Source organism: Micromonospora craniellae (genome assembly GCF_014764405.1).
Taxonomy (GTDB): Bacteria; Actinomycetota; Actinomycetes; order Mycobacteriales; family Micromonosporaceae; genus Micromonospora; species Micromonospora craniellae.
This window is the reverse complement of record NZ_CP061725.1, coordinates 4,600,684-4,612,611: the sequence shown is the minus strand read 5'-3', so window position 1 is coordinate 4,612,611 and position 11,928 is coordinate 4,600,684. Positions and strand designations below refer to the sequence as shown.

The window sequence follows — 11,928 nt, the reverse complement described above, 5'->3', positions numbered from 1 at the left end:
CAGAATCGTAACTTTGCGTCACGATGCAACGGCGCAATGTGGATGCATCTATGTCTCAAGCCCACGATCAGGGCAGAAGGCAAGTCGGGCTGGCGACCACGAGCGGCTCCCCCAACGGCGTCGGAACTCCAGACTCCCGGTCGACGAGGAAAGTGCGTACCATATCTGCCCGCTCGTCGACGACGTACAGGTGCTCGCCGACGAGCGCGAAGTGGCGCGGCCACTCGCCGCCGGTCTCCACCTCCGCGACCTGCTTCGGCAGGCCCGCGCCGAGAGCGAAGACGGCGATCGTGCCCACCCCACGGTTGGCGACGTAGAGGAAGCGTCCGTCGGCACCCACGGCGATCTCCGACGGTTGCACGTGCCCGGCACGATCGCTGGCCTCGACCCGCCCGAGTTCCTGGAGCCCCCCGTCGCCGGTCACCTCGTACGCGAGAACCGAGCCGTCCAACTCACCGGCGACATAACAGTGCCGGCCGTCCGGGTGCCGGGCCACGTGCCGGGGACCCACCCCCTGAGCTGTCCGCACCCGGGCACCCCGGGAGGTCAGCCCGCCCGTCATGTCGAGGTCGTACCGGTAGATCGAGTCGGTACCCAGGTCGACGGCGAGCAGCGGCTCGCCGTCCGCGCCCGGCGAGACCATGTGCGCGTGCGCCTGTTCCTGCCGCTCGGGGTTCGGCCCGTGCCCCTGGTGTGCCACCACGTCGGTACGCGCACCCGGGACCCCGTCGGCGTCGAGGGGGAACACGGTCACGCTGCCGCTGCCGTAGTTGGCCACCACGAGGTGCCCGCCGCCCGGGGTGACCGCCAGGTGACACGGCTCCGCCCCACCGGTCGGCTGCGTGCCGGCCGCGTCCAGTTCCCCGTCGGCGCCCACCCGCCAGGCACTGATCTCACCGGTGGGCAGCTCGTTGACCGCGTACAGCATCGGCAGGCGGGGGTGGCGGGCGAGGAAGGACGGTGACGCGGTGACCGCGACCGTGCCCAGCGACGTCAGCTCGCCGGAGCGCGGATCCCGACGGGCCGCGACGATGCCGATGGCCCGGCCCCCGCTCTGCGCGGTGTACCCGCCGATGTGCACGATCTCGCCCTGAACTGCCACCGCGTACCGCCTCCTTGCCGAATCCCTGCGTCGATCCCACCAGAAGCCTTGCCCCGATGTGGGCCGGTTAGACCTTGAATCCGGGACGGACCTTTGGTCCTCCCGGAACGGCCCGGCCTCGACAGGCGTCCGAAACCCGGGTCAGGCCGCCGGAACCGGCTCGCCCCGCTGCCGGGCCACGTGCTCGACCAGGGAGATCAACACCGTCTTGCCGGACTGCCGGTCACGAGCGTCGCAGAGCACCATCGGCACGTCGCCGTCGAGGTCGAGGGCCCGGCGTACCGCCTCCAGACTGAACCGCTGCGAGTTGTCGAAGCAGTTGACCCCGACCACGAACGGGATGCCGCGCTGCTCGAAGTAGTCGATCGACGGGAAGCAGTCGGCCAGCCGACGGGTGTCCGCGAGCACCACCGCGCCGAGCGCCCCGAAAGCCAGCTCGTCCCAGAGGAACCAGAACCGGTCCTGCCCGGGCGTGCCGAACAGGTACAGCTGGAGGTCGTCGTTGATGGTGATCCGGCCGAAGTCCATCGCCACCGTGGTGGTCGATTTCGTCTCCACTCCGGAGAGGTCGTCGGTCTCGATCCCCGCCCCGGTCAAGATCTCCTCGGTCTGCAACGGCCGGACCTCACTCAACGCGCTGACCAGCGTCGTCTTGCCGGCACCGAAGCCGCCGGCGACGAGGATCTTCAGCGCGATCGGGACCCCGTGGCCCCGCCGCTCGCCGTCATAACGCACGGAGTCCATCGACCACCGCCTTGAGGATGTCGTTGTCGGGCAGGTACGTGGCACGCGGCGGCTGGTGCACAGCGACCAGTCCCCGGGAGAGTAGATCGCCGAGCAGCACCCGGACCACACCGATGGCCAGGTTGAGATCGGCGGCGAGTTCCACCACCGGCGTTCCCCGGCCGGCGAGTTCCACCAGCAGCCGGTGTTCCGGGTACAGCTCCGGATAGGCGCCGAGGTCCGGGTCCGGCTTCGCAAGCACGTACGCCACCAGGTCGAAGGCGTCCGCGCTGGCCCGGACCCGGCCGCCGGTCAGGGTGTACGGCCGGACCACCGGGCCGGCGTCGGCGTCGAGCCACTCGTGTTGGTTCCCCGGTAAGTCAGTGCGCATCGGCGACACCCATCGACGCCCGCGTCGGTGTCCCCAGATTCTCGCCCACCCGGGTCACCAGCATCGCCATCTCGTACGCCACCAGGCCGATGTCAGCGTCGGTGTCACTGGCCACCGCGAGGCAGGTGCCCTGCCCGGCTGCCGTCACGAAGAGGTACGCGGACTCCATCTCCACCACCGTCTGGCGCACCGGCCCGCCGATGAGATGGCGGCTCGCGCCCCGGGCCAGGCTGGACAGCCCGGAGGCCAGCGCGCACAGATGCTCGGCATCGGACTTGTCCATTCCCGTGGAGCAGCCGAGCAGCAGGCCGTCCGCCGAGAGCACCACCGCCTGCCGCGCGGTCGGTACCCGTTCCAACAGGTCGTCCAGCAACCAGCCGAGATCGGCACTCTGCCTCGTCGAATGCATCAGGCGTCCCTCTCAGTCGCGGTCGGGGGTTGCACAGTCGCCGGATCGTCGGCCGGCGACTCTGCCGGCTCGGCGCTCCGGTCCTGCTGCTGGTCGGCGGAGACGGCACCGGGTCGACCCGGCGTGGCCGGTCCGGTGCGCTCCGCGTCGTCGCTCGGCGGTCCGGCGCGTCCCGCGTCGTCATTCGGCGCGACGGCGGCGCGCCGGCCCCGCGTGGTGCCCGCCTGGAGCGCCGACATGAACCGGCGGGCCTCCTCCGGACTGCGCGGGGTCGGCTCGCCGAGCGGCCGGATCGGCCCGCGCGGGACCACCACCGGTTGCCGCACGGTCGGACCGTCGATCGCCGAGGAGACCACCGGCATCCACACCGTCGGCGCGTCGACGACGCCCTGGTCACGGTCGGGTGCCGCCCGGTGCCCGGCCGGGCCGGACGACCCGTTGCCGGACGCCACCTCCGTCGAGGCGGCGTCCGGCGCCACCGGAGGCGGCGGCCCGACCGGTGCCGGTCCGGCGGACGAGTTCCGCGGTGGCGGCTCGGGGGCGGCGGCCGGCGGTGCGGTGACGGCCGGGCCCCGCTGGCGGATGCGGCGGGGCAGGCCGTCGGCCTCGGCCGGGCCGACGGCGGACCCGGAGGTCGGGCCGCCCCGGCTGCCGGCCCTACTCGCCGCCACCGCCTCGGTGGACGCCTGCTTGTCCGGTCCGGCCTGCGCTCGGGTGCTCTGTCGGGACACCGTGGTCAGCCGGGTGGCCCGGGCCAGCCGCCGCTGCTCCGGGGTGGCGGCCTCGTCGTCACCGGCCGGCGCGTCCAGGTCGGGCAGCGGCGACGGCTCGGCGGTGATCAATGCCGCCGGGATCAGCACCACGGCGGTCAGCCCGGTCCCGTCCGACTCCCGCAACCGCACCCGTACGTCGTGCCGGGCGGCGAGCCGCGCGACCACGAACAACCCCAGGCGCGCGGTCTCGGCCGGGTCGAAGTCCGGTGACCGGGCGAGCTTCCGGTTGGCCTCCTCGATGGCGGCAGGCGTCATGCCGAGCCCGTGGTCGGTGACGGAGAGCGCGTACCCGTGCGCGACGTGCTCGCCCGAGATCTCGACCCGAGAGTCCGGCGGCGAGTACGCGGTGGCGTTCTCGATCAGTTCGGCGAGCAGGTGGATGATGTCGCCGACCACCCGGCCCACGGTGCCGGCGGGCTGGACGTTGACGATGTCCACCCGGTCGTACGACTCGACCTCGGAGGTCGCGCCCCGGATGAGGTCCACCATGGCCACCGGGTTGCGCCAGCCCCGCCCGGGTGCGGCACCGGCGAGGATGACCAGGTCCTCGGCGTGCCGTCGCAACCGGGTGGCGAGGTGGTCGACCCGGAACAACTCGGCAAGATGGTCCGGGTCCTCGGCGTCCCGTTCCATCCGGTCGAGCACGGTGAGCTGCCGGTGCACCAACCCCTGGCTGCGTCGGGCGATGTTCAGGAAGACCTCGTTGAGACCGCGCCGCAGGCTCACCTCGACCATTGCGGAGCGGATCGCGGCCTTGTGCACCTCGGTGAACGCCTGGGCCACCTGGCCGATCTCGTCCGCGCCCCGGTCGGCCAGCGGCGCCTCCCGGGCCACGTCGACCTGCTCGCCCTGCCGCAGCCGGGCCACCACCTCGGGCAGGCGCTCCTCGGCCTCCTTGACGGTGCCGCGTACCTGGGTCAGCCGTTGCGCCAGCGACCGGCCGACCCGCAGCGCGACCACGAGTGAGAGCACGACGGCGACCAGGCCGAGCAGGCCGGCGGCGGCCAGCCGGACCAGGGTGCGCACCGCCATCGGCACCGAGCGGTCGGCCAGCCCGTCGGCCTGGGTCAGCTCGAAGTCCCGCAGCGACTGCTGCACGGTGTCGTAGTTGCTCTGCCATGCCTGCTGGTCGATCCGGAGGCGGGCCGAGGGGTCGGCGGCGACCAGATCGTCCTGCATCTGCCGCAACTGCGTGAACGCGTCCTGCTCGGTCAACCGTTGGTACGCCACGCGGTCCGGCTCCGGCAGGTCGGCCACCGCACTCTCGGTCAGGAAGCGCTGGTTGGCGATGCCCTGCACGAGCAGCGTGTGCTCGCCCTCGGCGAGCCGTCCGCCAATCAGCGCACCGGCCAGCAACGCGTCGGTCTGCCCGAGCAGCTCGCGGGAGCGACCGATATCGGTCAGCGCCCGCGCTTCCCGGTTGAGGTCCTGGTCCGGCAGGTTCGCCAGGGCGGAGAAGGTGTGGAACGCCGACGAGATCATGCCACTGTAGAGGCCGATCACCCCCGCCCGGTCGAGGTCACGACGGTCGATGAACGGGCGCCCCGCCGGCAGCGCGTCGAGATCGCCGAGAAACCGGTCCAGCCGGGACTCGAGCAGCTCGCCGGCGGCGTCGCGCAGTTGCTCCCCGGCGACCCGGCGACGCAGTTCGGCGATCGCGGTGTCGGTGCGGTCCCGCTGCGCGACCAACTCCGGCAACACGCAGTTGGCCGGCGGCTGACCGCAGACCGTACGGGGCGAGCCGAGATGCACCACCGAGAGCCGGCGCTCCCGCTGCAGTTCGGCCACCACCGTCTCGCCCGGCCGTCCCAAATCGTAGAGGAGGGTCCGGGCGGCGAGCAGATCCAGAGCGGGACCGAAGGTGAGCGTGGTCGCGAATATCCACAGTGCCAGCAGCGCGGTCACCGGCACCACGACCAGCGCGGTCAGCTTGGAGCGGATCGGCCAGTCGCGGGTGTTCAATCGGACCTCGCCCGGAAGGGTGGCTGGAAGGGCTCCGGCACGGGCCGGGCACCGTCACCGGCGCGCACCCCCGATGGCCCGCCGAGGCGCCCGGGCTCGGGCGCCTTGGGCAGGATACGTAATCCGCGCCGGACGCACTACCGTCTGTCGAGACTACCTATACGGTGCCGAACGCACCGGGGAGGTGCCTGCCGCCCGGAATGGACGACGCCGCGCCGCTCGCCCGGTTTCCCGGCCCCGGCCGACGCCCCAGGTCGCCGCTCGTCCCGTCAGGACGAGGCTCCGCCCTGCCTCACCACCGATTCGGGTGAGGAAAGTGCTCCGGAACGGGATTGGCGATCAGTGCTCGGAGGGAATACCTCAAGGCGAAGGAGGAGCCATGTCGCCCACGCAGATAGTCGTCACCGTCCTCATCATCCTGGTGGTCGCCGCCGTGGCCGCGGCCGTCGTCGTGGCCGGCCGCCGCCGTTCGCTGCGGCAACGCTTCGGACCCGAGTACGACCACGTCGTCGCCGAACGGGACAGCCGCAGCGCCGCCGAGCGGGAGTTGCGGGACCGGGAACGCCGGCACGCCGGACTCGAACTCGTCCCGCTGGACCCCGGCTCCCGCGCCCGGTACGCCGCCGCCTGGGAGGAACTCCAGGTGCGTTTCGTCGACTCCCCCGCCGAGACCGTCGGTCAGGCCGACGAACTGGTCACCCGGCTCGTCGCCGAGCGGGGCTACCCCACCGGTGACTTCTCGGACCAGATCGCCCACCTGTCCGTCGAGCACGCCCGGACGCTCAGCCACTACCGGGACGCGCACGAGATCCACCTGCGCAATTCCCGGGGCGAGGCCAGCACCGAGGACCTCCGTCAGGCCGTCGTGCACTACCGCGCCCTCTTCGCCGACCTGCTCGGCGAGGAACCGGTCGCGGCCGCCACCTCGCCGGAGCAGCGCCACCCCGAGGCCGCCCATGACGCCACGAACCGCTGAGGAGAGCACCATGCGGCAAGACGAGCAGCAGCTCAACAACGACCACCCCGAGGCCGTCCGGTCTGCCCCGGTGGCAGTGCCGCCGAACGGTGCCCACCGGGACGTACCGGACGACCCCGACCGCACCGACGAGCCGACGGACCGCGACCGTGTGGAGTCCACCGACCGCAACCGCCCGTGGGACGGTCGGCCGCGCGACGACGAGGGTGGTGAGGTGACCGAGCCCGCTCCGGTGCCGACCGCCTTCGGCGCCACCTCCGTGGGCGGCGCGGTGGCCGCGTCCGCGATGGCCAGCCCGCGCCCCGAGGACGAGATCGACCCGCGCGCGGAGCGCACCGCCCGGCCGGGCGACGGCGCCGTCGACGGGGAGCGGGAGGGGCTGCGGGCCGATCCCACCGCCGAGTTCGGCCGCACCGGCGACGACCTCGACGACACCGACACGGCTGTCGAGGTTGAGCCGGCCGGCCACCGGGCCGACAACCTCGACGGGCGGGCCGAGCCGCTCACTCCCGGCGGCGAGACGGAGCGCACCTCGACGGTCGACACCACCGACGCGGCGGCGGCCGGCGGCCCCGGCTACGGCAGCGCCGCCCCGACGATGGTCGACCCGGACGGGCCGTCGCCGAGCGGCGACTCCGACACCACCGGTTCGTCGGTTCTCGCCGGCGCGGCGACCCTCTTCGACGGGGCGACCGCACAGGGCTTCCGGGACCGCTGGCGTGACGTCCAGCTCCGCTTCGTGGACGACCCGCAGGCCGCCGCCGGTCAGGCGCAGTCGCTCGTCGACGAGGCCATGCAGGCGCTCTCCACGGCGCTGGCGGAGCACAAGAACAAGCTCGGCGGTTGGCAGGAGGCAGGCTCACCCGACACCGAGCAGCTCCGGGTGGCCGTCCGCGAGTACCGCGACTTCCTCGATCGGGTGCTCGGCCGCTGATCGGTGTCGGGAGGCGGGTGTCCCGGAGCGGGGTGCCCGCCTTCGTCGTGCCGTCGTAGGCATGGCGCGGTATCCGGCGGGTACCCGCAGGGGGCCGGAGGAACTGTGCGGCGGACAGGAGGCGGCAACGATGACGGATCGTGAACGACCGCTGGAGGAGCGCCCCGAGGTGGCCGCGGCGGTGGACGACGACAGCGGCGTCCCCGAGCTGATGACCGGCGGCGGATTCGACCAGGAGACTCCGGCCTTCGCCGGACCGGGCGAACGGCTCGACCGCGACGCACCGACCGAGGACGTCATCGCCGATCCGTACGCGGCGGGCACCGGCGCGACCGGTACCGGCACCGGAGCCGGCGGGGACAACATCCGGACCGGCGCCGAGCAGCCGTGGGAGCCGGAGGACCTGGTGATGGCGCGAGGTCAGGACCTCACCCCCGAGAACGTCGAACGCGCCCGGCGTGAGCTGGCCGAGACCGGCCGGGCGGCGATCGAGAAGACGGTGCCCTGAGCGCGGAACAGGGTCCACCCGATTCGGGCGGACCTCCTCCCGCGCAGCGAGAGGGGCCCCTGGTCCGACCGGTGCGGTCGGACCAGGGGCCCGGGGAACCTGCCGCCGCAGCGCCTCACCTACCGCTGGCGGCCGGTATGCCTGACCGTCAGGACAACGGCGGGTAGGCGTTGCGCATCAGCTCGGAGAGCTGCGCCGGGAACCAGGCGCCCGAGATCGGGGCGTCCGGCAGGGCACCACTGCGGTTGTTGCCGTTACGGGCGTTGCCCTCGTAGGTCGGGTCGCACATCCGGTCGAAGCCCTTGCCGTCGTTGTTGGGGATCTCGCGGCTGGAGCCGTCCGACTCACCCGGGGGCTTGATCCAGACGTACGCGTCGATACCCGGCTCCGGCGCGGCCTTCGGCCGCTCGCCCAGACCCGCACCGGACTGGTTGCACCAGTTGCCCTTGTGGATACGACGGTCGGTCCGACCACCGTCCACGTAGGCGTCCACACTGGTCGTCGGGCCCGCACCGGTGGGCCGGGCGCTGCCGCCCCAGCCGTTACGGGAGGTGTCGATCAGCATGCCGATGTTGCTGTCGAAGCCCTGCCGGACCAGCTCCTGCCGGAACGCCTGGGCGAAGGACAGCTCGTCGTTGTACTGGTTCCAGTCGATCCACTTCGACTGCCGCACCGTCTGGCCGTTCACCGAGTCGGTGACCCGGGCGTACGGCTCACGCAGCGCCGAGTAGTTCGCGGTGTTCACGATGAAGCCGTGCACGTTGGCGACGGTGGCGTTGGAGGCGCCGGCCGCCTCGCGCAGGATCTGGGCGGTCGGGACGAAGTTGCTGTCCCAGCCGATCCAGCCGTGGTGCGCGGCGTCGATGTAGTTGTAGACGTTCGGAATCGCGCCGAGCTTGGCGAGGGCGTAGCCGACACCCTGCACGTACGCGCCGTTGGCCTTCACCGTGTCGCACATCGCGGTGCCGCCCGGGTTTCCGGAGGTGTTGGTCACCAGGTTCGGCAGCGAGTCGATCTCGATGATGGTGATGATCCGCAGGTTGCGGTACTTCGCGTCACCCATGATCGCTGCGATCGGGTCGATGTACTGCGCCTTGTACCTGGGCAGCTCGTGGGCCTGCAGCTCACCGTTGGAGGCGAGCGCCGCGCAGTCGCGGCCGGGCAGGTTGTAGATGACGACCTGGATGTACTGGGCGTTCTGCCGCAGCGCCTCGTCCAGGTGGTCACGCAGACCCATCGGGCCGTTGGACTGGCTGTTGTCGGTGCCCTCGATCGCCGCGATCCGGTCCAGCCACACACCCGTCGGGGTGTTCGAGATCCGGTTACCGCCGCTGACCGACTCGGCCTTGGCCTTCCACTCCGGGTTCACGTAGCCCCGGGCGTTCAGGTACGGGTTGTCCACCCGAGGTCCGCCGGGCGGCGGCGTCGTGGGCGGCGGGGTGGTGGGTGCCGGCGTGGTCGGTGCCGGCGTGGTCGGTGCCGGCGTGGTCGGTGCCGGCGTGGTCGGTGCCGGCGTGGTCGGCGTGGTGCCGCCGTTGCAGGCCACGCCGTTCACCGTGAACGAGGTGGGGCGCGGGTTGCTGCCGCTCCAGGAGCCGTTGAAGCCGATGCTGGTGCTGGCACCGGTGGCGAGGTTGCCGTTGTAGGACTCGTTCTGCGCGGTCACGTTCCGGCCCGACTGGCTCCAGCGGGCCGACCAGCCCTGCTGTACGCGCTGGTTGGCGTCGGGGAACGTGAAGCCGAGGGTCCATCCGCTGAGCGCGTCACCGATGTTCCGGATGGTGATGGTGGCGGTGAAGCCACCCTGCCAGTCGTTCGTCGTGTACGCGACGTCGCACTGCGTCGCGGCGTGCGCCGCGGTGACCGGAATCGTCACCAAACCGCCCGCGACCAGCGCGCTCGCGCCGGCCAGCGCGACGGCGCGGCGTCGACTGGACAGCCTTCTCCACACATTCATGCCACTGATCTCCTTGGGCGAGACCGGATCCGCGTAGGGCCCGGCACGTGGCACCCGAGGGACGTCCTCACGGACGACCGCCGGTGCCAACGGGATTTTTCGGGAGCGCCCGACCCGGGCGGGCGTTGGTGGTGGTGCACGACCGGCGTACCCGGCCGACGGCAAGTGGTCGTCCGGTGACACCGGCTGCCCTCGACACCTGCCTGCGCGGTGTGGCTCCGCTCACCGCGTGCAGAGATTCTTGCATGGGAGCGCTTCCATGGCAATGGTTCGATATTTTCGAAACCCTACCCCGCCCGACGGGCCACCCGACGTGACACATCGCCGTCGATCAGCGGCCCGTACGGGCGATGACCGGTCACGAGGAGTGGAACGGACCCACCCGGGACGCCCCGGCACGACTCCCTCAGCGGAGCCCTGCCAGCCGGGTAAATCGCACGAATGGCAGAACACGAATCTTTCCCTTCATAGGCCATGAAACGGTCTAACGTCGGTTCTGGCTCGGTCGTGCGAGCCACAGGACAACACAGGGATGGAGTGACACAGGTCATGGCTAAGAAGATGCTGGGGAAGGTCGTTACGGGCGCCGCCCTCGGCAGTGCCTCTCTGCTGGTGTTCGCACCCGGGGTCGCGCTCGCTGACGGCCACGGTCACGAGGACGAGGGCAAGGTCTTCGCCAGGCCACACGCGGTGAAGGCCGGCGACGAGGTCAAGCTGGTGCAGGTCTGCGAAGAGGCGCAGGAACACCCCTTCGTGTGGTCCAAGGTCACCGGGAAGGTCGAACTCGAGGCAGCCGACAAGGGCGACAACCGGGGCGGCCGGGACCACGACCGGAAACAGGGTCACAAGGACTGGGAGGACCGCAAGGACTCGCAGCACGGCAAGGACTGGTCGGGCGAGGCCGAGTCGGCGCCGGAGTCGAAGGGCACCGGTGGCGGTGCGGCCGACGAGACCGACGCGGGTGACAAGGACCGCGGCTGGAAGGCCGAGGAGCACGGCCAGGAAGCGGAGGGCGCGCAGGACCGCAAGGCCCCGTCCGCCGAGGAGGAGCGCGACGCGAAGTCCGAGCACGACTGGAAGAACCGGGACGAGAAGGGCGAGGACAAGCGGGACTGGTCGAGCGAGGGCGAGCACGAGTGGTCCGGTGAGCGCCGCAAGGACGAGTCGGACAAGCACGGCAAGGACGACTCGGGCGATCGCTGGGAGCACGAGAAGGACTTCGTCTACTACGGCGAAGCCCGGGTCGCCAAGGACGCCAAGCCTGGCACGTACGAGCTGAAGGGCTCCTGCGGCGTGGGTGAGCTGGTGGTCCTGCCGCACGGCGGGGTCGACGGCGGTGACGGTGGGATCGCCACCGGCACCAAGGGTGGCCTGGCCACCGCCGGAGCGGGCATGGTCGGCGCGGCGACCCTCGGCGGCCTCGTGCTGATGCGTCGGCGCCGGGCCGATGAGTTCGCGGTCTGACACGACGGCGAGACGGGCCGGCGGCCGTCACGGTTCTCCGTGGCGCGCCGTCGGCGCCGCCGTCGTCGTACTGCTGGCCATGGCGGGTTTCGGGCTGATCGGCGCGTCGATGCGGTCCACCGAGCCGGTACGCCCACCGCAGCCCCGGGCGCAGGCCGGTCCGGGCGCCCCCGAGCGCGCCGCGTCCACGCCGCTGGACGACGCGGACCTCGACGGCGGTGAGTCCGGCGCAGCCGGCCCGGCGACCGGGCTACCCCGGTCCACCCCGACCACGATCACGATTCCCCGCATCGGCGTCAACGCGAAGATCATGACGCTCGGCACCAACCCCGACGGCACCGTGGAGGTCCCCCCGCTGGACCAGGCGATGCGCGCCGGCTGGTACGAGCCGGGTCCCAGCCCGGGCGAGGTGGGCAACTCGGTGATCGTCGGGCACGTGGACTCCGCCGCGATCGGCGCGGCCGTCTTCTTCTCCCTCGGCGCGCTGCAACCCGGCGACGTCATCACGGTCAGCCGGGCGGACGGCGGGTCCGTCGACTTCCGGGTGGACTCGGTGGCCGCCCACCCCAAGAACGCCTTCCCCACCGAGCAGGTGTACGGCCCGTCCGACCGGCCCGGACTGCGCGTGATCACCTGCGGCGGCACGTTCGACGAGGCCAGGGGCGATTACCCGGACAACGTGATCGTCTTCGCCTCGCTGGCGACCTGACCGAAGTGTTAGGAAGGGCC

The 11,928-nt window shown here is 71.8% G+C and carries 11 protein-coding genes; 5 read left to right on the top strand and 6 right to left on the bottom strand.

Annotation, left to right across the window (positions count from 1 at the left end; all coding sequences use genetic code 11):
- Positions 1–67 precede the first annotated feature (67 nt).
- The 5 genes from ID554_RS20980 to ID554_RS20960 all read right to left on the bottom strand — a co-directional run bounded on the left by ID554_RS20980 (position 68) and on the right by ID554_RS20960 (position 5,360).
- Positions 68–1,102, bottom strand: a complete 1,035-nt coding sequence (locus ID554_RS20980) for a lactonase family protein (protein WP_117225941.1) — start codon at positions 1,100–1,102, stop codon at positions 68–70.
- A gap of 141 nt (positions 1,103–1,243) precedes the next feature.
- Entirely contained in the window at positions 1,244–1,846 is a 603-nt protein-coding gene (locus ID554_RS20975; protein ID WP_117225942.1) for a GTP-binding protein, read from the bottom strand.
- Positions 1,827–2,216, bottom strand: coding sequence for a DUF742 domain-containing protein (locus ID554_RS20970; RefSeq protein WP_117225943.1), 390 nt, complete (start codon positions 2,214–2,216; stop codon positions 1,827–1,829). Before ID554_RS20970 ends, ID554_RS20975 begins: the two co-directional genes overlap by 20 nt.
- Positions 2,206–2,625 carry a roadblock/LC7 domain-containing protein gene (locus tag ID554_RS20965; RefSeq protein WP_191088592.1) on the bottom strand — a complete coding sequence of 140 codons (420 nt, stop codon included), beginning with the start codon at positions 2,623–2,625 and terminating at the stop codon, positions 2,206–2,208. Before ID554_RS20965 ends, ID554_RS20970 begins: the two co-directional genes overlap by 11 nt.
- Positions 2,625–5,360: a sensor histidine kinase gene (locus ID554_RS20960; RefSeq protein WP_117225945.1), complete on the bottom strand. Its 2,736-nt coding sequence runs from the start codon at positions 5,358–5,360 to the stop codon at positions 2,625–2,627. Before ID554_RS20960 ends, ID554_RS20965 begins: the two co-directional genes overlap by 1 nt.
- Before the next feature lie 379 nt (positions 5,361–5,739).
- On the opposite strand from ID554_RS20960, the gene ID554_RS20955 reads away from it, so the two are divergent.
- The 3 genes from ID554_RS20955 to ID554_RS20945 all read left to right on the top strand — a co-directional run bounded on the left by ID554_RS20955 (position 5,740) and on the right by ID554_RS20945 (position 7,778).
- Positions 5,740–6,336 carry a hypothetical protein gene (locus tag ID554_RS20955; RefSeq protein ID WP_117225946.1) on the top strand — a complete coding sequence of 199 codons (597 nt, stop codon included), beginning with the start codon at positions 5,740–5,742 and terminating at the stop codon, positions 6,334–6,336.
- 10 nt (positions 6,337–6,346) lie between these two features.
- On the top strand, positions 6,347–7,270 hold the full coding sequence (locus ID554_RS20950; protein WP_117225947.1) for a hypothetical protein: 924 nt from the start codon (positions 6,347–6,349) through the stop codon (positions 7,268–7,270).
- A 130-nt stretch (positions 7,271–7,400) separates the two neighbouring features.
- Positions 7,401–7,778, top strand: coding sequence for a hypothetical protein (locus tag ID554_RS20945; RefSeq protein WP_117225948.1), 378 nt, complete (start codon positions 7,401–7,403; stop codon positions 7,776–7,778).
- 148 nt (positions 7,779–7,926) lie between these two features.
- On the opposite strand, the gene ID554_RS20940 is transcribed toward ID554_RS20945, so the two are convergent.
- Positions 7,927–9,735, bottom strand: coding sequence for a glycoside hydrolase family 6 protein (locus tag ID554_RS20940; RefSeq protein ID WP_117226412.1), 1,809 nt, complete (start codon positions 9,733–9,735; stop codon positions 7,927–7,929).
- A 549-nt stretch (positions 9,736–10,284) separates the two neighbouring features.
- Between ID554_RS20940 and ID554_RS20935 the strand changes: the two genes are divergently transcribed.
- Both ID554_RS20935 and ID554_RS20930 read left to right on the top strand, forming a co-directional pair.
- A complete protein-coding gene (locus ID554_RS20935; RefSeq protein ID WP_117226413.1) occupies positions 10,285–11,199 on the top strand; it encodes a hypothetical protein in 915 nt (304 codons plus the stop codon).
- Positions 11,183–11,908, top strand: coding sequence for a class F sortase (locus ID554_RS20930; RefSeq protein WP_117225949.1), 726 nt, complete (start codon positions 11,183–11,185; stop codon positions 11,906–11,908). The genes ID554_RS20935 and ID554_RS20930 overlap by 17 nt, the downstream gene beginning before the upstream one ends.
- Positions 11,909–11,928: the final 20 nt, after the last annotated feature.

Coding starts and splice junctions, on each gene's coding strand:
- ID554_RS20975 (WP_117225942.1), bottom strand. CDS start 1,846: ATGGACTCCGTGCGTTATGACGGCGAGCGGCGGGGCCACGGGGTCCCG.
- ID554_RS20970 (WP_117225943.1), bottom strand. CDS start 2,216: ATGCGCACTGACTTACCGGGGAACCAACACGAGTGGCTCGACGCCGAC.
- ID554_RS20965 (WP_191088592.1), bottom strand. CDS start 2,625: ATGCATTCGACGAGGCAGAGTGCCGATCTCGGCTGGTTGCTGGACGAC.
- ID554_RS20955 (WP_117225946.1), top strand. CDS start 5,740: ATGTCGCCCACGCAGATAGTCGTCACCGTCCTCATCATCCTGGTGGTC.
- ID554_RS20950 (WP_117225947.1), top strand. CDS start 6,347: ATGCGGCAAGACGAGCAGCAGCTCAACAACGACCACCCCGAGGCCGTC.
- ID554_RS20945 (WP_117225948.1), top strand. CDS start 7,401: ATGACGGATCGTGAACGACCGCTGGAGGAGCGCCCCGAGGTGGCCGCG.
- ID554_RS20940 (WP_117226412.1), bottom strand. CDS start 9,735: ATGAATGTGTGGAGAAGGCTGTCCAGTCGACGCCGCGCCGTCGCGCTG.
- ID554_RS20935 (WP_117226413.1), top strand. CDS start 10,285: ATGGCTAAGAAGATGCTGGGGAAGGTCGTTACGGGCGCCGCCCTCGGC.
- ID554_RS20930 (WP_117225949.1), top strand. CDS start 11,183: ATGAGTTCGCGGTCTGACACGACGGCGAGACGGGCCGGCGGCCGTCAC.